This window comes from Paraburkholderia sp. BR10882 (assembly GCF_040948855.1).
GTDB lineage: Bacteria > Pseudomonadota > Gammaproteobacteria > Burkholderiales > Burkholderiaceae > Paraburkholderia > Paraburkholderia nodosa_A.
Genome location: NZ_JBFPKP010000007.1, coordinates 1 through 22,972, shown reverse-complemented (window position 1 = coordinate 22,972; position 22,972 = coordinate 1). Strand labels below are relative to the sequence as shown.

The following is a 22,972-nucleotide window of genomic DNA, read 5'->3' as shown; positions in this document are numbered from 1 at the left end:
AGGGCCGCCAAAAGCGGCCCTCGGCCTATGTGCCGGCCGCTCACGCAGGTTCACGCAGCCTGAGCGTCGCGCGCGAGTCCCGCCATGAGGCCGCTGGCGCGCTGCACTTTGGCGAGCACGGCGCGATCGAGCACGGAGCGCCCCTCGGGCACCGCGAGCGTGAGAAACGAGCGCGCACGCGTAATGCCGGTGTAGACGAGTTCGCGCGTGAGAATGGGGCTGTATGTGTCGGGCAGCACGAGCGCGGCGTGGGTGAACTCCGAGCCCTGCGATTTGTGGACGGTGAGCGCGAACACCGTCTCCACCCCCTGCAACCGGCTCGGCGAGACCCACTTCACGCCGCCCGAGCCGTCGCCGGCCGGGAAGGCCACGCGCAACACGGGCGGCTCCCCCGCCGCAACGGGCAGCTCCAGCGCGATGCCGATATCGCCGTTCATAAGCCCAAGCTCGTAGTCGTTGTGCATGACGAGCACGGGCCGGCCCGCGTACCAGTCGCCGTGCGGGTCGATGAGCCCCTCTTCGTGCAGCAGACGCGCTGCCCGGCGGTTCAGGCCTTCGACGCCCCACGGACCGCGCCGCAGCGCGCACAGCAGCTGAAACGCGCCGTGCGCCTTGAGCACGCCAGCGGCCCAGCCGGCAAGCGCCTCGGGCGTCGCGCCGGGCGCGGGCCGGGTCGTGCGCATCGTTTCGAGGTAGTGGCGGTAGCCCTGGCGCCGCGCATGTGCGTCGCTGTGTTCGCCCACGCGGCCATCGACGATCAGCGAGCGCAACGGGCCGTCATCGTCGGCGGGACACACGAGGCGCGCGAGATCCTCGTAGCCGCGCGACCAGATCTTCGCGACTCCCACTGCATCGCCCAGATTGACGAGTTCGGCCAGCGCGCCGATGCCGCTCTCCGATGCGAAACGATGGCTCTCGCGCAGCATCGCGATGGCCTGGTCGAGCGGCAGGCCGTGCGCGTCGAGCATGGCCGCGTCGATGCGCTCGCCCGTGGCCGCTTCGAGCCATGCCCGCGACGCCTGCGTGTAGTGCCCTTCGCGCGCGCGGTCGCACAACTCGCCCAGCACCGCCCCGGCCTCGACCGAAGCGAGCTGGTCCTTGTCGCCAAGCAGGATGAGCCGCGCGAAGGGCGGCAGCGCGTCGAGCACGGCGGCCATCATTTCGAGGTCGACCATCGAGGCCTCGTCGATCACGAGCACGTCCACGGGCAGCGGATTCGCGGCGTCGTGCCTGAAGCGCCGGCTGCCGGGCCGCGTGCCGAGCACGCGATGCAGCGTCGTCACGACGGTTGGAATCGCGTTGCGCAGCGCCACGGCGTCGACATGCGCCTGCAGCGCATCGAACGGCAGCCGCTCGACCGCGCCTGCAATCGATTCGTTCAAACGCGCCGCGGCCTTGCCGGTGGGCGCGGCAAGCCGAATGCGCAAGGGCCGCGCGGCATGCGCTCCCTGCCCTGCACGGCCGAGCGCGAGTGTCTGCAGGAGTGCCAACAATCTCACCACCGTCGTCGTCTTGCCCGTGCCCGGCCCGCCCGTGACGATGCTGAACGCGCTGCGCGCGGCGAGCGCGCAGGCGAGCTTCTGCCAGTCGGCGGCGCGCGCAACTTGACCGGCGCGTGGCGCAAACAGCGCATCGAGCGCCGCGCGTGCGATGTCGAGCGGCAACGCGGCTTCGAGCTGTGCCGCGCGTGTGAGCCGGCGCTCGATGCCCTCGCGCACGTCCTGCTCGTATTGCCAATAGCGCCGCAAGTAGAGCCGCGTGCCCGTTAGCACGAGCGGCGCATTGCCTTGTGCAGCGTCGGCAATCGCCGTCTCCTCGCTCACGAGATCGGGCACCGTAAGCGCCGCGCGCCACTGCGCGAGTGTCACGCCCGCGAGCACTTCGGCAGGCGGCTGCGCCGGCACCGCGGCCAGCATTTGCGGCCCGTCCGGTGGCAGGGAAAGCGCGAACGCCGGATCTTCCAGCGTGGCCTTCAGGTCGAGACACACATGACCACGCCCAAGCTGATGGCTCGCAAGCGCGGCCGCCAGCAGCAGCAACGGCGGACTGTGCGGCGCTTCCGTCCACAAAAAGCGTGCGAAGGCGGCATCGAGCGTGCGGAGCCAGCCGCGCTCGACCCAATTGTCGAGCACGCCGAGCATTTGCCCGGCCGTTCCGCGCGCGGCGCCGGGCCTCGGTTCCGGCGCGGCGTCCGGCATCTCCAGATGCTCGAACAGATCGCCGGTGAGGCCGTCCTGCCCTTTCGTGCGGCGCCTCGTCATGCCACATCCTCCAGCGTGTTGCGACGCGCGAAGAGCGCGTCGAGTCGTTCGATCAGCTCGCGCGGCGGCCGTTCGCAATGCAGCCCCTGTCCCGGGGCGCGGCCGCCGCGCAGGAACAGATACACGGCGCCGCCCACATGGCGGTCGTAGTCGTAATCGGGCAGGCGCGACTTGAGCAGCCGATGCAGCGCGAACAGATAGAGCACGTATTGCAGTTCGTATCGCGAATGCAGGATCTGCGCGCGCATTTTCGCGGGCGTATAGGACGCATCGTCGGGGCCGAGCCAGTTCGACTTGTAGTCGGCCACGTAATAGCGGCCTTCGTGTTCGAACACGAGATCCATGAAGCCCTTGAGCATGCCGTTGAGCGTGGCGGCGTCGAGCGCGGGGCGCGCTTCGCCGTCCAGCGTGAATTCGGTGACGAGCGCGTCGATTGCGAGCGTATCGACGGCATGCGCCGTGACCCAGAACTCCAGTTCGGCCATATACGCGCCGGGTTCGAACGCCGCGAGCGCCACGGGCGCCACGCTCTCGCCTTCGATGTCCGGCAGACGCAGCGGCGTGCGCACGAGTTCGAGCATCCACGCCGTGAGCGTCTCGATCCACTGCGACCAGCCGCGCACGCTGCAGCGCCGCGCGACCATGTCGCGCACGCGCGCTTCGTCCTGCGCGATTTCGGCGAAGCCTTCGTTGGCGGCCCATTCCATCAGTTCGTGCAGAAACGTGCCCGCGTCCGCGCCGCGTTCGAACCCGTGCATCGGCGCAAGCGCGGGTGCGACGAGCGTCTGGCCGGCGCTTGCGAATGCATCGTCGTCTTCAGGCGGCACGCTCGCGTCGAGCAGTTCGAGGAACACGTCCTCGCTGCGCGTGTCGGGCGCGCCGCGCGCATCGTCCGCTTCGACGGGCACGCCCGAACCGATCGACGTTTCGAGCGTCTTCAGGCTCGAATAGCTCGCGATCCACCAGCGTTCGCGCTCGCGATGCGCGAGCGTGCGCGCCTTACCGCGCACGGCGCCGGTGTCGCGCAGCGCGAGCAGATCGCGGCGCGCTACCGGAGCGGGCGCGACGGCAATGTCCGTGCACTGGCCGCGCAACATGTCGAGCCATGCTTCGGTTTCCTGAGCAGGAATGGCCGCGCCGCCGCCGAGCAAATACCCGAACGCGCTCGCCTCGACGCCCTGCACCGGCCCATAGCCGACCCACGTGGCGTAACGCGCGCGCGTCAGCGCGACGTAGAGCTTGCGCAGGTCTTCGCCGAGGCGCTCGCGATCGGCCTGACGCAGCACGCGCGCGTCGGCCTCGAGCGTGACGCGCAATTCGCCTTCGTCGTCGTGCCACTTGAACGGCACGTCGTCGGGTTTGACGGCGCGGTGCGCGCACGCGAACGGCAAAAACACGAGCGGATATTCCAGGCCCTTCGACTTGTGGATCGTGACCACCTGCACGAGTCCCGCATCGCTTTCCAGACGCAACTGGCGCGCGTCGCCTCCGCCGCCCGCGCTTTCGTCTTCGCGCTGCTCGTCGAGATAGCGGATCAGCGCGTGCTCGCCATCGAGCTGCGTGCTCGCCTGTTGCAGCAGTTCGGCGAGATGCAGCAGGTTCGTGAGCGCGCGCTCGCCATTGAGCCCGGCACCAGCGGTTTCGCCAAGCAGGCGCTGCGGCACGTGAAAGTCGTTGAACAAGCGGCGCAACATCGGCAGCACGCCCTTCCTGCGCCAGCATTCGCGGTACTCGCGGAACTGCAGCACGCGCGACTCCCACGCGATCTCGTCGTGCCCGAGCCGGTCGAGTTCTGCCCACGCGAGCCCGAGGGTGGGGGTGGCGAGCGCCGTGCGCACGAGGCGGCCGTCGTCGGGCTCGGCACAGGCCGCGAGCCAGAAGCGCAGCTCTTCGGCCTGCGGCGTCTGGTACACCGAGTCGCGATCCGACAGATAGACGCTGCGCACGCCGCGCGCGGCCAGCGCTTCGCGTATCGCCTGCGCCTCGCTGCGGTTGTTGACGAGCACCGCCATGTCCGCGGGCTGCAACGGCCGCATGCCGCGCTCGCCCGAGAAACCCGCTGCCTGCTCCTGGCCGAGATTGAGCAGGCGCACCATCTCGGTCGCGCAGCTGCCGGCCATGCCCGCGAGATACGCGCCCTTGCTGAGCGGCTTGCCATCTGCGGCAGGCGGCATCCACCAGACGTTGAGCGCGGGCAGCGCCGCGCCGGCGGCAACCAGCCTCTCGGGGCGTCCATGCGCATCGGCAGCCACGAACGGCAGTGCGTTTTCGCGTCCATCAGGGCTGCGAAACAAAAACGCGCCGCTACCCTCTGGCCGCGATTCCGCCGCCTCGAAGCAACGATTCACCGCCTCGACCATCGCGCGCGTCGAGCGGAAATTCTTCTTGAGCGTGTAGAGCCGCCCCTCGCAGGCACGACGCGCACGCAGGTAGGTGTAGATGTCCGCGCCGCGAAACGCGTAGATCGCCTGCTTCGGGTCGCCGATCAAGACGATGGCCGTTTCGGCGTCGTGTTCGGCGATGCGATAGACCGCATCGAAGATCTGATACTGAACCGGGTCGGTGTCCTGAAACTCGTCGATCAGCGCGACCGGATACTGCTTGCGGATGATTTCCGCGAGACGTGGCCCGTTCTCGCGCTGCAGCGCCGCGCGCAGCCGCGTGAGCAGATCGTCGAAGCCCATTTGCGAGCGGCGCGCCTCTTCTTCCTCGAAGCGCTTCGCCACCCAGCGTGCCGCATGGCACAGCAGGTCTTGCTTCGCCGCGGGCGGCGCAGCCAGCGATTCGCGCAAGCTTTCCATCGCCACGAAGGCCGCATGCCCGGGCGGCTCGCCCTTCACCCAGATCTCGGCGAGGCCCGCGGGCGTGAGGCGCGTCCACACGGCCGCCTTGTCGTCGAAACCGGGATGCGCGGATTCGGGATCGTTGGCCCAGTCGCGCAGCTTGCCGATCCATGTTTCGCTGTGCTTCGAATTGAGCTTTCTGGCGTCGAACTGTTTCGCGGCGCGCGCCGCGTTGAGCAACGCCTCGACCTCGTCGATCCAGATGCGCCACGGCGCCTTCAGCGTTTCGAGTTCGTCGCGTGCGCGCCGGCGGGCGTCTGCCAGTGCCGCGCCGGGGTCGCATGCGTCGGGCAAAAGATCGGCGTGCGCGAGCAGCCCGCGTATCGCGTCGTGCAATTCGTCGGGACTCGCGAACCATGCCCTCACTTCGGCGGCGCTCACCGCGTCGAGGGGCGCCATGAAGGTGCGCCAGTAGTCGCGCACGACTTCGGCGCGCAATTCCGTCTGGTCGGTTTCGAGCGTCTGCGAAAAGAGGCTGTCGCTGTCGAACGCGTGCTCGCTCAGCATGCGATTGCACCAGCCGTGAATCGTCGAGACCGCGGCTTCGTCCATCCATTCGGCCGCCAGTTGCAGGCGGCGCGCGCACGCGGGCCACTGCTCTGGCGCGTAGTCCTCGCGCAGATCGTGCAACAGGTCTTCTCCCGGCTCGCGGTCGGGCACGTCTTCAGGCTCGACGCGGAAGCATTCGGCGGCTTCGATGAGGCGCGCGCGAATGCGCTCGCGCAGCTCCTTCGTGGCCGCGTCGGTGAAGGTCACGACGAGAATTTCGGGCGGCGTGAGCGCGCGGCCTGACATGCGCGCCTCGTCATCGAAATCCGCTTCGTCGCTTGCTGCGTTGAGCGCGCCGTGCCCCAGCACGAGGCGCACGTACAGCATGGCGATCGTGAAGGTCTTGCCCGTGCCTGCGCTCGCTTCGATCAGGCGGCTGCCGTAAAGCGGGAAGCGCAGTGGCTCCAGGACTTGGGCGTCCATGTTCCCGAGCGGATTCATGCCGCCCCTCCTGCCTCGCTCGAGGCCCGCTTCGCACGCGACGACGCGAGCGGCGCGCGGCTCACCGGCAGCAGCAGCGTCGTGGCGAGCGTAATGAACTCGTCGTGGGCAACGAGCGCGTCGAAATCGGGGAAAGCGCGGCGCAAATACGCGTTCGTCTCGCGCTCGCCCGGCGTGCGGGCATTTCCCTCGTAGGCCGCGCGTGCGGCTTCCCACGCTTCGGCAGGCACCATCGCGCGCGTGCCGTCGAATGGATCAGGCAGCTTGCGCAGCCATGCGAACGCGGTCTTCACCGCGAGCGGCAAAGGCCGGCGCGCACCGTCGTCCCACGCGGCCAGCAGCGCCACCAGATAGTCGCGCGCAACCTGCGCGGCGAGCGGCGCGAACTCCACCACGCCCACCTTGCTCACGATCACCGTGGTCACCGGCCCGGCCGCGATCTGCGCGGCCACATGCGCGACCCAATAAGGCACGAGACGGTCGCTGCGATAGCGGCTGTCCTTCACGAGCGTGCCCGGCTCCAGAATCACGCGGCCGAGCGCGCCGTCCGGGCCCGCGCGCAAATCGTCGAGCCAGTCGTCGAGCGAGACGATGCGGCCTTCCCGCGTCGCATCGAGACGGATTTCGTATTGATGCTCGAGCGGCTCGGGCCAGCGCGCGAGCGCCTTGCGATATTCGGCGAACAGCTCGGGCATGGGCGCGAGCAGTTCTTCGCCGATCACCTCGCCAAAGCCGCCGGTCGCGAGGTCGCCGCTGCGATGCATGCGCTCGAGGCGCGCAAGCGCGGCCGGTTCGAGATCGTCTTCGCCGCGTTCCATTGCCAGAACCTGCGCGCGGATCAACTCGCCCTGGAGCTGCCACGCCTGCAACGCGTCCACCTCGAAGGGCTCGTGATTTTCGCTCGCCGCGTCCTCGCTTTCGAAAGCCACGCGCAGACGCTGCCGGAAGAAGCTGCGAACCGGCTCGCGCAGGAATTCGCCGAGCTCGCGAATCGACAGCGGCTCGTCGCGTTCAGTCGGCGCGAGGACGTCGGCGTTCGCTTCAGCCGCGGGCCGCACCTGGGCGGGCTTGCCCCACTCGTGCGCATACGTGTACAGCGTCGCCTCTTCCGGCCGCGGCGGGAAATAGTCCGGGCTGAACGGCTGCAGGCGATGCTCGATGGTCAACGCGTCGAGCAGCGCTTCGCCGTTGTCGTTTTCGTCGCCTTCGAGCCGCCAGCCGGCCTTGAGATGATCGCGCAACTGTCCGACCAGCACCGAAGGCGGACGCGGCGTGTTGTCGGTCACGCTGCGCCCGATCCACGAAACATGCAGATGGTCGCGCGCCGAAAGCAGCGCTTCGAGGAACAGATAGCGGTCGTCTTCGCGGCGCGAGCGGTCGCCGGGGCGATAGTCGCGGCGCATGAGGTCGAAGTCGAGCGGCGTGCGGCTGCGCGGATAGTCGCCGTCGTTCATGCCGAGCAGGCACACGCGCCGGAACGGAATCGCCCGCATCGGCATGAGCGTGGCGAAGGTCACCGCGCCCGCGAAGAAGCGCTGCGAGAGGCCGCCGCCTTCGAGCGCCGCGAGCCAGTTCTCCGCGACGATGGCGAGCGGCAAGCTCTGCGTGAGCGCGGCTTCATCACAGGCCTCGCGCCACGTTTCGAGCGCGCCGTCGAGGCGGTCGAGCGTGTAGGCGTCTTCGTCCTGCGCCGCGAAAAACGCCGCCTTCAACGCACGCAGACGCTCGCACCACACTTCCACCGTGGCCGGTTCGCGCAGCGTGCGCCACGCGTGATCGAGCGCATCCACGAGGCGCGTGAGCGGGCCCAGCAACGCGGCGTCGAGCCCACCGATTTCGCTGTACGGTTCGATGCCGCGCCAGGCGCCCGCACGCTCGCCCGCGGCGTAGCCCAGCAGCATGCGCCGCAGACCGAACGCCCAGCTATTGGGTGCGCTGAGTTCGTCGGCCTGGGGGAGCCCGAGGCTCGCACGCTGGCCCGCATGCAGGCCCCAGCGGATATTCGCGCCGTCGATCCAGTTGCGCAGCGTGGGCACGTCTTCGGCGTCGATGCCAAAGCGCGCGCGCACGGCCGGCACTTCGAGCAGGTCGAGCACGTCGCTCACCGTCACGCGCGAATACGGCAGCGAAAGCAGCATTTCCAGCGCGCCGATGAGCGGGTCGAACGTGCGCTGTGCGCGGTCGGCCACGCTGAACGGAATGCTGCGCGGGTCGTTGCCGTCGAGCAGGCCGAACACCGCCTGGATATGCGGCGCATAGACTTCGATGTCGGGCACCATCACGATTACGTCGCGCGGACGCAGCGTGGGGTCTGCCGCAAATGCGGCGAGCAGGCGGTCGTGCAGGATCTCCACTTCGCGCTGCGCGCTGTGCGCAACGTGAAAGCGAATGGATTCGTCCGCCTGCACATCGACAGGTTCCCAGTGCTCGCGCGTCTCGCCAAGCGGACGCAGATCGCGAATGTCGTCCTGCAACTGCGAGAGCAGTGTGAGCGCGTCTTCGCCGTCGAACAGATCGATACGCTGACCAATGCGCGTGAAATGCGGCGTGTAAGTCTCGCGCGCTTCATCGCTGTCGTATTCGTCGAGCAGGCCGATGAAGTCGCGTCCCTGCTTGCCCCAGGCCGCGAGCAACGGCTGCGAATGCAGATGCAACTGCGCCTCATCTATCCGGTCGGGCGCACCCGCGCGGCGGCGCTGACGCGCGTGGCGCGCGCGCAGCAGATCCTGATCGGCGACGATGTCGGCCCAGTAGTGCATGCAGGGGTTATGCACGCACATCAGCACCTGGCTCCAGCGCGCGAGCGCCGCGAGGACTTCCACCGACTGGCGTGCGAGGCTCGAAATGCCGAACACCACCAGCCGGCGCGGCAGGCCTTTCGGCCGGGCGTCGCCCGCCTGCCACGACTGCGCGCGCGCCATGAACGCTTCGTGCACGGCGGCACGCCCCGTGTCGCGCAGGCCGATGCCGTCTTGCGCCTGCGCGCCCACATCCGCGAGCAGCGCGCGCCAGAGCGCCGCCTGCCAGCGCGCCTCCTCGGGCAGCGGCGTGCGCGCGTTGCGCGCATCGATCAGCACGTCCTCGTTCGCGGCCCACGCAGCGAGCCAGTCCGCGCGATAGACCTGATACTGGTCGAGCAAATCCGCCACGCGCTGCGCGAGCTGGAAGCACTTGCGCTGATCTTCGTCGTTGGCCATGAAGCGCTTGAGTGGCGCGTAGCCCGGCTCGTCGAGCAGCGCCGGCAGCATGCGCATGAGACGCCAGACGAGGCGCGACTTGTCGAACGGCGAGACCGCGGGCACCGCGTCGTTGCCGAGCACGGCGCGATACACCTGCCACAGGAAGCGCGACGGCAGCGACATTTCGAACGCCGCCGCGATCCCGCAGCCGCCCTCCTCGGGATCGGCGGCAAACGCGAGCTTGAGCCACTGCGCGATGCCGTTGCTCTGCACGAGGAACATTTCCTTTTCGAGCGGCGCGATCGGGTTCTGGCCGATCCAGCTCACGATCAGGTCGCGCATGCGCTCGGGCTGATTGCCGTGAACGAGCATCAGCCCGGTGGGCAGTTCGCGCGCGCTCAAGCGCGGCTCCGGCGCGCCTGACACAGATTACGCGCGGGTTGTGCAGATGGGGCGGGGAAGCGGAGAAAAGGAATTGCGGCCATGTCGCCTGTTCGTGTTTAGTGCCGGTACATACCGCTACATGCCGGTGCGCGCCGTTACTTGCCGATACGAATGGCGCGGGCGGCATTTGCGCCCGCGCGATGCGACAGTTTACGACAATCGAGGCCGTGGCGAGCGCCGCTTTCGCGCGCAGGCCGCGGCGTTGGCACCGGCAGGCGCGGCCTAGCCCAGACGCTTGCCCGTAGCCGGATCGAAGAAGTGCAGGCGCGCCGGCGGCAGGTGCACGGCCAGCCGCTCGCCGGGCGTGGGCCGCGTTTCGTGCGGCAGGCGCACCACCACATCCGCGCTGCCCCAGCGGCCGTGCGCGAGGTTGTCCGCGCCGAGCAATTCACAAGTCTCGACTTCGAGCGTGACCGGCTCGTTGGCGCCGCGCGCGTGCATATGCTCGGGCCGCACGCCCAACACGCATTGCGCGCCCTTCGGCAGCCAGGCCGGCGCATCGCCGAGCGGCAGATGCGGCCCGTTGCCCGCGACTTCGAAGCGCCGGCCGTCGTCGCTCACGCGCCCGCGCAGCAGGTTCATGGCCGGCGAGCCGATGAAGCTCGCCACGAACATCGAAGCGGGCCGGTCGTACACGTCGCTCGGCGTGCCGATCTGCTCCGCGCGTCCGCCGTTGAGCACCATCACGCGCTGCGCAAGCGTCATCGCCTCGATCTGGTCGTGCGTGACGTACAGGCTCGTCGTACGCAAACGCGCATGCAGACGCTGGATCTCGAGGCGCATCTGCACGCGCAGCTTCGCGTCGAGGTTCGAGAGCGGTTCGTCGAACAGAAACACCGAAGGCTCGCGCACGATCGCGCGGCCCATCGCCACGCGCTGACGCTGGCCGCCCGAAAGCTCGCGCGGCTTGCGCTCGAGCAGCTTGCCCAGTTCGAGGATTTCGGCGGCCGCCGCCACGCGCGAATCGATCGTCGAGCGGTCGAGCCCCTGCAGCTTGAGGCTGTAGCCCATGTTGCGCGCGACCGTCATGTGCGGATAGAGCGCGTAGTTCTGGAACACCATGGCGATGTCGCGATCCTTGGGCTCCACGCGATTGACCACCTTCTCGCCGATGGCGATCTCGCCCGACGTGATCGTTTCCAGCCCCGCGACCATGCGCAGCAGCGTGGACTTCCCGCAGCCCGACGGGCCGACGAGCACCATGAATTCGCCGTCCGCCACCTGCACGTCGATGCCGTGCAACACCTGTTGCGCGCCATCGTAAGACTTCGTGACGCCCCGTATGCTCAATGCCGCCATGCCGTCCCCCGAATTGCCTTCATGCTTATTTCTCCACGTCCACGAGGCCGCGCACGAACCAGCGCTGCATGGCCAGCACCACCACGAGCGGCGGCAGCATGGCGATCATCGTCGCGCACATCACGAGATGCCATTGCGTCGCTGCGTCGCCGCTCGAAATCATGCTCTTGATGCCCACCACGGCGGTCGTCATCGAAGCCGTGCTCGACATGAGAATCGGCCACAGATACTGGTTCCAGCCGTAAATGAACGTAATGACGAACAGCGACGCGACGTTCGTTTTGGAAAGCGGCAGCACGACGTCCCAGAAGAAACGCAGCGGCCCCGCGCCGTCGATACGCGCCGCCTCGATCAGCTCGTTGGGCAGCGTGAGGAAGAACTGGCGGAACAGAAACGTGGCCGTGGCCGAAGCGATGAGCGGCAGCGTGAGGCCCGCGTAAGTGTTCGTGAGATGCAGTGTGGCCGCGACCTGCACCGTGGGGAAAATGCGCACTTCCACGGGCAGCATGAGCGTCACGAAGATCAGCCAGAACGCGAGACGCCGGAACGGAAAGCGGAAAAACACGATCGCATAGGCCGAGATGATCGATATGGCGATCTTGCCCACCGAAATCACGAGCGCGGTGATGACGCTGTTCATGAGCATCACGCCGAACGGGCTCGCCGCGCTGCCCGTGCCCACGTTCCACACGGTGGCCATGTTCGCGAACAGATGGGTGCCCGGCACGAGCGAGAGCGGCACCGAGAAGACTTCTTTCTCGTTCATCGTGGCGGCGCAAAACGCCACGTACACGGGAAAGGCCACCACCGCCACACCGAGCAGCAGCATGACGTGGCAGAACAGGTTGAAGTATTTGCGGTTCTCGACCATCAGTACTGCACCCGTCGTTCGATAAAGCGGAACTGGAAGATCGTGAGCGCGGTCACGATCACCATCAGCACGACTGACTGCGCGCCCGAACTGCCGATGTCGAGGCCCCGGAAACCTTCGTCGAAGATCTTGTAGACGAGCGTGCGCGTGGCCTGGCCAGGCCCGCCGCCCGTTGCCGCGTCGATCACGGGGAAGGTGTCGAAGAGCGCGTAGACCACGTTCACCACGAGCAGAAAGAAGCTCGTGGGCGAGAGCAGCGGGAACGCAATGCCGAAGAAGCGCCGCACGGGACCCGCGCCGTCGATGGCGGCCGCCTCGAAGAGGGACTGCGGAATCGACTGCAGGCCCGCGTAGAAGAACAGAAAGTTATAGCTGATCTGCTGCCAGACCGATGCGATCACAACGAGCGTCATGGCCTGGCCGGGGTTGAGCGCGTGATTCCACGTCACGCCGAAGCGTGCGAGCGCGAAGGTCACGAGACCGATGCTCGGGTTGAACAGAAAGCCCCACAACACGGCGGCAATGACCGGCGCGACCGCATACGGCCAGATCAGAAACGTTTGATAAAAGCGCTTGCCGCGCGTCACGTGGTGCGCCATGGCTGCCAGCAGCAGCGAAATGGCGAGGCCGCCGAACGTGACGAGCGCCGTGAACACGAGCGTCGTCTGGACCGAGGCCAGATAGAGCGGATCGTGCAGGAGCCGCGTGAAGTTGGCGAAGCCGACGAAGACCGACGACGTGCCGAAGGCGTCCTGGGCCTGGGTGGACTGCAGGAGCGCTACCCCGGCCGGCCACAGGAAAAAGATCACGGTCACCGCCAGTTGCGGCCCGACGAGCAGGTACGGCAGCAGGCTCGCCCCAAAACGGGAGCGTTGTTCCATTGCGTCACTCTCCTCGAGTGGCGGCGTTCGGACGGGCGCGAACACCGGTTGACGCGGCTTGTTGATCGAATTGAGCCGCTTCATGGGCGGCGCCGCGTTCGCATTCTAGCCGAGACTCGTGACAATACGGGCCAAAGCGCGGGTCAAAGCGCGTGGGAAAGCACGGGACTGGAGGCCGCGCTCGGGCGCCGGGAGCGGGATTGACGCGGGAAGGTATGGGGCGAGCGGGCTGCGCGGAGGTTGATCCGGCGCACAGCGTCTCCCGATCGCGAAAATAGCGGGGACGTCGCCGCCCCCTGACTTCATCGTTCGACTCGCCGCTCAGGCGAGCGCCGCCGCTGCGAATTTGCCCATGTCGGTGGCGGGATCGCGCAGCGCGTCGAGATCGAGCTTTACGCCCTTGCCAACGAGCTTCTTGCCGCACAGGAAATCGGGCATTGAATTGACGGCGTCGACCGCGAGCAGCACACGGTCCTTCAGGTAGTACACCGCGAAGCGCCGCGCTGCCGGGTCGCCGCGCACGATGGCCTCGTCATAGCCTTCGAGCAGGCCCACCGTCTGCAGCTTGAGGTCGTACTGATCGGACCAGAACCACGGCGCGTCGCAGGCAGGACGCGGCTTGCCGACGATCGCGGCGGCCGCGAGCTTCGCCTGCTCCACCGCGTTGTGCACGCTTTCCAGGCGCCCCGCACGGCCATAGTGCGCAAGCGGCCGATGCGCGCAATCGCCGATCGCGAAGACCTCCGGGTCGCTCGTGCGCGTGTCGTCGTCCACCTGAATACCGTTGGCGCATGTGATGCCCGCCGCTTTCGCGAGCGCCTCGTTCGGCAGGATGCCGATGCCGACTAGCGCGAGCGTGGCGGGGACGATCTCGCCGTCCGCCAGCTTCACGCCGGTGAGCTTGCCGTCCTCGCCCACGAGCGCCTCGATCTTCGCGTTCAGGCGCAGTTCCACGCCCTGCGCGCGATGCTCGTTCGCATAGAACGTGGAAACGGTCTCGCCCGTCACGCGGCCCAGCACGCGCGGCGCGGCTTCGAGCACGGTGACCTCGTGGCCGAGCTGGCGCGCCGCCGCGGCCGCTTCGAGGCCGATATAACCGGCGCCGATCACCACGAGCTTCTCGCCCGGCTTCACGCGCTCGCGCAGCACGTCGGCGTCGGCGAGCGAGCGCAACGCGATCACGCCCGCGAGATCGTGGCCCGGCACCGTCAACGCGCGCGGTGTCGAGCCGGTGGCGAAAATCAGCTGGTCGTATTGCAGCTGGCTGCCGTCGGCGAGCGTGAGCGTGCGGCTCGCGCGGTCGAGCGACTGCGCGCTCGCGCCGAGCTTCAGTTCTATGCGCTGCTCGTCGTAAAACGCGCGCGGTTTGAGCCACAGGCGCTCGACGTCGGCCTCGCCCTTCAAATACGCCTTGCTGAGCGGCGGCCGGTGATAAGGCGGCACCGGTTCTTCGCCGACCAGCACCACGCGGCCGCCAAACCCATATTGCCGCAGCAGCGCCGCGGCGTTGCCGCCCGCGTGCCCTGCCCCAACGATCACCACCGCGCTGCCGTCTTCCTGCATGTCCGCTCCCGCCTTTTTCCGCTTTCTACCCGTTAATTGATTCATTGCGCGCAGCGGCGGCCGCGACTCACAGGCGCGCTGGAAGCCTCGCGCCTATGGGCCGCCCGCGCCGTCCGCCGCGTCAGGAACGAGATCATCTCATGGTTCGCGCTTGCACAAGGCAATCAGTCGAAGGCGCGGTCGTTCGGCGCGGCATAGAGCGCGCGCAGTTGTTCGCTCATCGGAAACTCGAAATTCACGCGCTGGGGTGGCACCGGCTTCTCGAACCACTTCGCGTACATCGCATTGATTTCGCCACTCTTCATGAGCCCCGCCATCGTGTCGTTCACGAGTTGCCGGAACTCAGGGTCGCCGTTGCGCATCATGAAGGCATAGGCCTCCGACGATTGCGGCGTGCCCACGATCACCCATTCGGAAGGCTTCGCCGTGAGCGAGCGCGTGCCGGCGAGCAGCACGTCGTCCATCATGTAGGCCACTGCGCGGCCCGACTCGAGCGTGGCGCGCCCCTCGCCATAATCGCGCGCGCTGATGATGCGCATGTTCATCTGCTTGTCGATGTTCATGCGCCGCAAGATACGCTCGGACGTCGTGCCCTGGTTCGTGAGCACCGTCTTGCCCGCGAGATCGGCGAAGTCGTGAATGCGCGAGTCCTTGCGCGTGAGCAGGCGCGTGGTCGCGACGAAGAACGTATCGGAGAAACTCACCTGGGCCTGGCGCGCCTTCAGGTTCGTCGTGACGCCGCATTCGAGGTCCACGGTGCCGTTCTGCACGAGCGGAATGCGGTTTTGCGAAGTGACGGGAATGAAATGCACCTGCAAGTTCGGGCGCTTCGTCCTGAGCTTGACTGCGTCGATGACCTTGTCGCAGATGTCCTGCGAAAAGCCGATCACCTGGTGGTCGCCGACCACGTACGAGAACGGCACCGAGGTCTCGCGATGACCAATGGCGATGATATTCGCCGAGCGGATCTTCTCGAGCGTAGGCTGCGCGACCTGCGCGGCCGCGGGCTGCAGCAGACAGAGGCACGGCACGATGGCCCAGCAAGCCGGCGACAGCCGCTTCAGTCGGTTCATGGGTCGGTCCTCGTCGTTCGCTTCGTCTGCGGGGATCATCTTGCGCGGTCGAAGCATCCATTTGTCGCCACAATCGACCATCGCGCAACATGCGGGAAATACCAGGGGTACGAGCGAAGGCAGCGCTTCGATCAGGAAGATGATCGTAGCGAGAGGCAACAAATGTTGTCAATCGTCTGTAAGCAACAGGAAGATAGACGAAACCTCACCGGCCCGGGACCCGGCGCTAGAATCGTCGAACCGGGGGTCTCGACGACCCCCTTGTACTGGAGGACCGCGCGCCATGAATTCGACCCTGCTGCCCCGCCGCCCGCGCGTGTATCTCGCCGGCTTCGACGTCTTCCGGCGCGACGCGCTCGAGCACGGCGCACGCCTCGTCGCCGCGTGTGCGGAATTCGGCTTCGAAGGCGTCTATCCGCTCGACGCGCAAGCGCCCGCGGACCTCGACGGCCCGCGCCAGGCCGCGTGGATCTATCGCGCGAACGTCGAATCGATCCGCGCCGCCGATATCGTGATGGCAAACGTCAACGACTTTCGTGGCCCCGGCGAGCCCGACTCCGGCACCGCCTTCGAGATCGGCTATGCGGCCGCGCTGGGCAAGGAAATCTGGGCTTACTCATCCGACGAAGGCACGCTCATCGAACGCGTGCCCTCCGTACCCGACGCGCAAGGGCGCGTGTGCGAACGCGGCTATCTGGTGGAAGATTTCGGCCTGGCGAAGAACCTGATGATCGCGTGCGCGGCGCGCCTCGTGCAGGGCGACGCGCGCGCGTGTCTCGAAGCCATGGCGCAGGGGCGCACGCCATAACCGCGTGCAAATGCGTGCGCCGGCGCCGGCAAAAAATTCAATGATGCATGGTGCTCATCGTGCTCATGCGCTGGAGCGCGCGAATGCGCGCCACCGCGGGGCGGTCCGTCACGGCGACTTGATAGAGCTTCGCGACATCGGCCTTGAGCGCCGTGCGTGAGCCGGCGTCGAGATACACCATGTGCCCCGATGGATAGAAACGCGCGCTCAGGTTATCGCGCACCTTCTGGTCGAGCAGCGGCATCTTCTGCAGGTCGATCACGGTCTGGTAGAACGGCGTGACGAAGTCGTAGTAGCCGTTTGCCGAGAGCACGCGCAAATCCGGATTCAGCGCCATCACCGCCGCGAGATCGCCGGCCGTGTAAAGCACGATATTGCCCTGCGCGTCCACGCCCTTTTGCGCACCCGTCGGGTCGATATGGCCGAAGTTCCAGTTCTTGAATGCCTGATCGTTCAGGTCCGTGAACGACGAGTTCGTGCGGAACTTGAGCTGCTCGTTCAGATAGCTGTTCCACATCGCCGTATAGACCCCGCTCACCGCCGTCATGGTGGGATCGTTGCCGCCCGAGTTGGGGTCGATGTTGCCGGCAATGCCCGTGTCGATGGCGGTCACGCGGCCGTCGTACGAGCCGAGCGCCACGCCCTTGTCCTTCAGGAGGGAGATCAGAAAAAGCGAATTGCCATGGCTGTCGTACGAGGCGATGTCGAGATTCCACGACTCCAGCGTTTGCGTGTCGATGCCCGTGTATTGCGACAAGGTCTTGAGCGTGGCCGGAATGCTCTTGTCGTTCGGATCGGGAAACTTCGACAGCGCCTGCAGATAATCGGTGCGCGCGAATTGCGCGACTTGCGCAGCGAACGCCTGCAAGTCCTTCGGCGCGGGCGTCACGCCGAGGCGCTTGTGGTACCACGCGTCGGCGGCCGCCGTGGGCAGCGCGCCCACCGGATTGCCGGCTTGCGTGTAATCGAGAATCGACGACTGCAGCGTGATGCCGTTCAGATCCACGCCGTCCTCGTGCAGCCGGTAGGCCAGCACGCAACTGCGCGCCGTGCCATACGACTCGCCATAGAGAAACTTCGGCGAATTCCAGCGATCGTTCGCCGTGAGGTAGCGCTTGATGAACTGCTTGAGCGAATCCGCATCCTGATCCACGCCCCAGAAGTCGCGGTTGTGATGCGGCGCGATCGCGGCCGAATAGCCCGTGCCCACCGGATTGATGAAGATGAGGTCGCTCTTGTCGAGCAGGCTGTCCGGATTGTCTTCGAGCGTATAGGGCGCGGGCGGCGTGAAGCCCGGCATCGAGGTCTTGATGCGCTTGGGCGCGAACGAGCCGAGCAGCACGAACACGGAAGAGGAGCCCGGCCCGCCGTTGTAAAAGAACGTGACGGGACGGTCCTGCGCCTGCACGCCGTCCTTCGTGAACGCCACGTAGAAGATCTTGGCGTCGGGCTGCGAACTGCTCGGATCGACCGTCACGAGGTGACCCGCCGTGGCCGTATAGGCGATGACTTCCTTGCCGATCTGGATGGCGTGATGCGTGATCGCGGCGTTCTCGGTCATGTCGGTGACGAAGTCGTCGGGACCGTTGCCGTAAGCGGTGGGATCGAAGCAAGGCTGATCGGCCTGGGAGCGATGCTTGCCGTTGCCGCTCGCGGGGCTGGCCCCTTGAGCGCCGCCGTTGCCCTTGGCGGACTGCGCTTCGTCGTTCATGTCGTCTCCACATTCTGTGTGTTCGCGTTCGAGACAGTGAATGCGACTTCGAATGCAACCTCTCATGCAACCCGCATCGCGCCCGCCGCTTGCCTCTCGTGCTCAGCGCGCGTCGCGGCGGCGTGCCGCGCTCATCCTACGCCGAGCCGAGCGCGGTTGCCACCTTGCTGCCCACCGGCGTGCCGAGGCCCGTGCAGGCGTCCCAGCCCGGCGCCGCCGAGAAGTCGCCATTGCTGCCGCTCGTCACGTCGTTGAAGGCGCCGGGCTGCGCATAGAGCTTCGCGTTCGCGAAACCGACGGGCGTGCCGCGCGCCGCGTTGATGCGCGCGATCAGCGCCGCCCACAGCGGCGCGACGGCGCTCGTGCCGCCCACCACCGTATCCGCGCCCGCCACGCGCACTTCGTAACCCGTGGCGGGATCGGCGTCGGCTGAGACGTCGGGCACGCCGCGCCGCACCAGCGCCCCCGCCCCGCCGCTGCCACGCACGAGCAGGCCCTTTTGCCAGTCCGGCAACGCGAACGTCGCGCTCACGCCGCCGCCGGTCGCGCCGTTATCACCTTCGCTCCACACGGTTTCCTGCGAGATGCGTCCGTTCGACGCCGCGATGTGCGTGCCGCCGCAACCGAGTGCGTAAGGGCTCGACGCGGGGAAGTCCACATGATCGGCGCCGTCGCTCACGCCGTCCGACGAGCCGCTGTCGCCCGAAGCCGTGCACACGGTCACGCCGAGGGCGACGGCCGTTTGCAACGCGTCGTTCAGCGCGCCGAGCGTTTGCTGCGACCACGCCGACTCCGGCGCGCCCCAGCTGATCGAGATGACTGAAGGCTTACGCTGGCTGTCGTGCAGCGCGGCGCTCACCGCATCGACGAAGCCCGCCTCGCTGTTCGGCGCGAAATAGACGGCGATGAGCGCCCCGGGTGCCAGCGCACCGGCGATCTCCACATCGAGCGTGACTTCGGCGTCGGGGCCGTTGGGGTCGCCGGTCGGCGCGTTCGTCGCCTGATCGACGGACACGTCTTCCACGCGCGGCGCGCTCACGCCCAGCTCGCTGAAATAGGCGCTAAGGTCCGCCGTGTCATAGCCGCCGCCCATTTCGATCAGGGCAATACATTGGCCGCCGCCGTCGCCCGCGGGAAAGCTGTAGAGCTCCGCGAGCTGCAACGGCGTGAACGATCTGGTCACCGCTCGCGCGGCGCGGATTGGCGGGCGGATAGAGGCGCCCGGTGCGCCCGGCGCGTCTGCCGGCGCGTTGGTCAGACTCGTCGGCATGATGCGAAAGTGCGGCTGCGCCTTCGCACGATTGTCGAGCCCCACCACCGCGGTGACGACCTCATGCATGTCTTCCGGCAAATGCAGGGGGCCGCTCGGCTGGTGAAAGTGATGCGTGGTTTTGCCGACCTGATGCTCGAAACGCTGCAGGTCGATGCCGAAGGCGGCGTTGTACTGCTGCACCGTGCCCGAGAGCACGACGCGGCGCGCCGAGGCATCGGCCTGATCCACAGTGAGTCCATGCGCGCTCGCGAACTGCTTGACGCGCTCGATGTCGGCAGCGCTCGCGCCAAAGCGCCGCTCGTATTCCTCGCGCGAAACCGGCTGCGCGGCGGGGTCGTTCGCGGCGAGCCGGTCCACCAGCTCGTGAAATTCTGCCGACGCCTGACGCCGCAGGATCAGCACGACCCTGAAGCGCTCCGCCGGGTCGCAAGCGCCGACGCACTGCGCGCCGGCGGGCGCGGGATGTTCACTGCCTGCCACGGGTAGGTGCCTGGTCATGGCCGGTTGCTCCTCCTTGAAGCGCGTGCCTGGATTCTGGTCTTCGGACACGCGTTGAACGACGGGAGTTCCGCGCGCCAAACCGGCCCGGAATGCCGTACGAAATCGTTGGAATATTCACGCAGCATGGCCGCCGCACGAGCGGCCCACCACGCGGCACGAACGCAAACGACGCGTTGCACGCATTCGGCATGCCCGCCAGAACCGTTATACACCGGTGACGATTGCAAAGTTGTCACGGCGACGCGGGAAGGCCAGGTCGCGGAGGAATGTTGGGGAGGTAATGCGAGATGGGCGAAACGCGCGCGGGTGTCGAGCCCGCGCGCATGAAGTACCCGTAGCGTGGTTGTGCCGCGGGAGTTTTATGCCGCCGCGGGCAGCGCCGCCGGCAGATGCGCTTGCAGATACGCTTCGAACTCGTCCTTGACTTCCGGATGGCGCAGCGCGAACTCCACCGTCGCCTTCAGGTAGCCGAGCTTGCTGCCACAGTCGAAACGCGTGCCCATATAGCGGTATGCGAGCACCTGTTCTTCGGTGAGCAGCGACTGCAAGCCATCGGTGAGTTGAAGCTCGCCGCCTGCGCCCGGCTTCAGTGCGCGCAGATGTTCGAAGATCGTGGGCATCAGCACGTAGCGGCCCACCACGCCGAGATTCGACGGCGCGACTTCCGGCGCCGGCTTTTCGACGATGCCCGACAGCTTGAACACATCCTCTTCCCACTCGCGGCCGTCGACGATGCCGTACGACGCGCTGTCTTCACGCGCGATCGATTCGACGCCCACCACCGAGCTGTGATAGTGATTGAACGTGTTCACAAGCTGCTTCATGACCGGCGTGTGGCTGTAGAGCAGGTCGTCCGCGAGAATCACGGCGAACGGCGCGCCGCCCACGAGCTTTTCCGCGCACAGCACGGCGTGGCCGAGACCGAGCGCCTCGGCCTGGCGCACGTAGAAGCAGTCCACATTGGCTGGCTTGATGCTGCGAACGACGTCGAGCAGCTTTTGCTTGTTGCGGGCTTCGAGTTCGCATTCGATCTCGTACGACTTGTCGAAATGGTCTTCGATCGCGCGCTTGCTGCGGCCGGTCACGAAGATCATTTCGGTAATCCCCGCAGCGATCGCCTCTTCCACCGCGTACTGAATGAGCGGCTTGTCGACGATCGGCAGCATTTCCTTCGGGCTCGCCTTGGTGGCGGGCAAGAAGCGCGTCCCAAGGCCTGCAACAGGAAATACCGCTTTGGTTACTTTCAGCATGATGTCCATTCCCAGATCGTTCGTTTGAGTCTCGGTCTCGCAGCGAGGCAAGCCGACTTCCCCGAGGTTCTGCCGTGGCAGATTCTTGTATTGAATAAGATTGTTTAGCGCCTTTTAAGGAATAAAAAAAGGCTAATAAATTCGGATTACGCGATTCCAGCATAAACCGGAAATTATTACCATTCATCCTGGATAATTCCAGGCAGATCGGCATGAATTTCCTGCTCGGGTCTTCTGTCAATGACGCGTCTTGTTCGGGGCGCAGGCTACTCCGCTTCGTCAACGGGCGGCAATGCGCCGGAGCGCGTGCGTGCGCGCCGGATGGGCTCGTTGCGCAACGCCTCGCGATACGCGGACACCCCCACGAGTATCAACAGCACGGCCACGCCGGCCAGCAAGTGCAGGTTCATCGGATTCTCCAGCGACCATAGTCGATCACGCTCAAACTAGCATTCCAAATTCGATAAATAAACCGCTTTGTTTTTCAATCCATTTATTTCTCCATTTATCGTTTCCGTATGAATACATTTTGAAAATCTTTTGCTTACTTCCCTCGCGCGCGCGCCCCTAAGATCGGCGGATACTCTCCCCAAGGACCGGCCGACACCGATGAGCGATCCCGTACTCCAAACCGCCATGCCGCCTGCATCCGCCCTGCCCGCCGCTGCTGCTCCTGCAGCGCGGCCGGTGGCTGCGGCCCGCGAGCTTGCCGGCGAGCATCTGATCGAAGCCCTGCGCGGCTTTGCGGCCTTGCTGGTGGCCTATTTCCATTGCCGCCAGGTCACCTGGATCGGCATGGGCGCGTTCCACCAGCTGCACGCAAGCCTCGCGAGCCCCGGGACGCTGGCCGCGTGGCTGACGTTCCCGATTGCGTGGGGATCGGCGGGCGTGCCGATTTTTTTCGTCATCAGCGGCTATTGCATTCACCGCAGCGGCGCCGCGCGGCTCTTCTCGAACCCCGATTTCCGGCTCGACGCGCGGCAGTTCTGGTTGCGCCGCTTCGTGCGCATCTATCCGGTGCTGCTCGCCGCGTTGCTGCTCACGCTGGCTGTGGATTCGGTCAGCCTCTCGCTGCTTCCTGTGAGCCACAAGATCAATGAGATCGGGGTGCGTGATTTCTTCGTGAACCTGTTCTCGCTGCAAGGCGTGGCTGGTAAGACGTATGGCTCGAATGGCGCGCTCTGGACTCTTTCGCTCGAGGTGCAGTTCTACCTGCTGTATCCGCTGCTCTTTGCTGCTCGCCGCCGGTTTGGGTTGAACGTCGTGCTCGTTGCCGTGGCCCTCATCAATGTCGTTTCCGCGTTGACGCTCGAGCGGCATGACATCATCGTTTTCACTTCGTACTGGTTCTCGTGGATGCTTGGCGCCTGGATCGCCGAAGTGCGTTTGCGCGGGTCTTCTGGCTTTCGGTTCGCCTATCCTGCTGCGGCGCTCTTCGCTGTCGCCGGTTGCGTGGCGTTTCACTTCGGGCAGTTTGGGGCGTTTCAGCTTTGGGCCTGCGCTTTCGCCTGCTATCTCGTCAAAGCGCTTGCGCGGCCTGCGCCTGCTTCCCCTGGCTTTCTGCAGTCGCTGTTCTCCAGGATCGGCGATTTCAGCTACTCGCTCTATCTCATTCACTTGCCGCTCTTCGTATTGCTCGGCTCGCTATTGTTCCGCTCGGAGCTGCAGACTTCGATATGGCCTTCGTTCGGCTTCACGCTGGCCGTGATTCCCGTTGCCTGGGTGTTCTATCGGCTCTTCGAAAAGCCCGCGCTTCATGCTGCTGCTCGGCTTAGGAAGCGGGTCGTCGCTTGATCCTCTTTGGCCACTTTGGCCGCTTTGGCCACTTTGGCCACTTTGGCCGCTTTGGCCACTTTGGCCACTTTGGCCTTTCCTTGTTTTCGCGTCGGTATGCCTGGGTTGCCCCTGTGCGGGGCGGCACCTACTTTCTTTGCGGCGGCAAAGAAAGTAGGCAAAGAAAGCCGCTCAAACCGCTAGCGCCTGCCACAGTTCACATCTCGACGTAAATGGTGAATGGCTCCGGAG

General features: G+C 66.3%; 14 protein-coding genes. 2 read left to right on the top strand and 12 right to left on the bottom strand.

Annotation, left to right across the window (positions count from 1 at the left end):
• Positions 1-50: 50 nt before the first annotated feature.
• From recD to AB3X99_RS19030, 8 genes are all read right to left on the bottom strand, one after another.
• Positions 51-2,261 (bottom strand): exodeoxyribonuclease V subunit alpha, encoded by a 2,211-nt coding sequence (gene recD, locus AB3X99_RS19065; protein ID WP_368617785.1) that lies wholly within the window; start codon positions 2,259-2,261, stop codon positions 51-53.
• On the bottom strand, positions 2,258-6,094 hold the full coding sequence (recB, locus tag AB3X99_RS19060) for an exodeoxyribonuclease V subunit beta (RefSeq protein ID WP_368617784.1): 3,837 nt from the start codon (positions 6,092-6,094) through the stop codon (positions 2,258-2,260). Before recB ends, recD begins: the two co-directional genes overlap by 4 nt.
• Positions 6,091-9,675, bottom strand: coding sequence for an exodeoxyribonuclease V subunit gamma (gene recC / locus AB3X99_RS19055; RefSeq protein ID WP_368617783.1), 3,585 nt, complete (start codon positions 9,673-9,675; stop codon positions 6,091-6,093). Before recC ends, recB begins: the two co-directional genes overlap by 4 nt.
• 264 nt (positions 9,676-9,939) lie before the next feature.
• The gene (locus AB3X99_RS19050; protein WP_368617782.1) at positions 9,940-11,016 is read right to left on the bottom strand and encodes a sn-glycerol-3-phosphate import ATP-binding protein UgpC; all 1,077 of its coding nucleotides are present in this window, start codon (positions 11,014-11,016) and stop codon (positions 9,940-9,942) included.
• 25 nt (positions 11,017-11,041) lie between these two features.
• Positions 11,042-11,887: a sn-glycerol-3-phosphate ABC transporter permease UgpE gene (gene ugpE, locus AB3X99_RS19045; protein ID WP_368617781.1), complete on the bottom strand. Its 846-nt coding sequence runs from the start codon at positions 11,885-11,887 to the stop codon at positions 11,042-11,044.
• Entirely contained in the window at positions 11,887-12,768 is an 882-nt protein-coding gene (gene ugpA, locus AB3X99_RS19040; protein ID WP_368617780.1) for a sn-glycerol-3-phosphate ABC transporter permease UgpA, read from the bottom strand. Before ugpA ends, ugpE begins: the two co-directional genes overlap by 1 nt.
• A 321-nt stretch (positions 12,769-13,089) precedes the next feature.
• Positions 13,090-14,331 carry an NAD(P)/FAD-dependent oxidoreductase gene (locus tag AB3X99_RS19035; protein WP_368617779.1) on the bottom strand — a complete coding sequence of 414 codons (1,242 nt, stop codon included), beginning with the start codon at positions 14,329-14,331 and terminating at the stop codon, positions 13,090-13,092.
• A gap of 164 nt (positions 14,332-14,495) precedes the next feature.
• Entirely contained in the window at positions 14,496-15,404 is a 909-nt protein-coding gene (locus tag AB3X99_RS19030) for a glutamate/aspartate ABC transporter substrate-binding protein (protein WP_069266175.1), read from the bottom strand.
• Positions 15,405-15,687: 283 nt separating this feature from the next.
• On the opposite strand from AB3X99_RS19030, the gene AB3X99_RS19025 reads away from it, so the two are divergent.
• Positions 15,688-16,212 (top strand): nucleoside 2-deoxyribosyltransferase, encoded by a 525-nt coding sequence (locus tag AB3X99_RS19025; protein ID WP_069266034.1) that lies wholly within the window; start codon positions 15,688-15,690, stop codon positions 16,210-16,212.
• A gap of 37 nt (positions 16,213-16,249) precedes the next feature.
• On the opposite strand, the gene AB3X99_RS19020 is transcribed toward AB3X99_RS19025, so the two are convergent.
• The 4 genes from AB3X99_RS19020 to AB3X99_RS19005 all read right to left on the bottom strand — a co-directional run bounded on the left by AB3X99_RS19020 (position 16,250) and on the right by AB3X99_RS19005 (position 21,357).
• Complete coding sequence (locus AB3X99_RS19020; RefSeq protein WP_368617778.1) at positions 16,250-17,923, bottom strand: S10 family peptidase; 1,674 nt, start codon at positions 17,921-17,923, stop codon at positions 16,250-16,252.
• 136 nt (positions 17,924-18,059) lie between these two features.
• The gene (locus AB3X99_RS19015; protein WP_368617777.1) at positions 18,060-19,694 is read right to left on the bottom strand and encodes a protease pro-enzyme activation domain-containing protein; all 1,635 of its coding nucleotides are present in this window, start codon (positions 19,692-19,694) and stop codon (positions 18,060-18,062) included.
• Positions 19,695-20,056: 362 nt separating this feature from the next.
• Positions 20,057-20,947, bottom strand: coding sequence for a UTP--glucose-1-phosphate uridylyltransferase GalU (galU, locus tag AB3X99_RS19010; protein ID WP_069266176.1), 891 nt, complete (start codon positions 20,945-20,947; stop codon positions 20,057-20,059).
• Between the two features lie 266 nt (positions 20,948-21,213).
• A complete protein-coding gene (locus AB3X99_RS19005) occupies positions 21,214-21,357 on the bottom strand; it encodes a hypothetical protein (protein WP_165979327.1) in 144 nt (47 codons plus the stop codon).
• A gap of 199 nt (positions 21,358-21,556) precedes the next feature.
• Here AB3X99_RS19005 and AB3X99_RS19000 point away from each other — a divergent pair, with 199 nt between their 5' ends.
• Positions 21,557-22,741, top strand: coding sequence for an acyltransferase family protein (locus tag AB3X99_RS19000; RefSeq protein ID WP_368617776.1), 1,185 nt, complete (start codon positions 21,557-21,559; stop codon positions 22,739-22,741).
• Positions 22,742-22,972: the final 231 nt, after the last annotated feature.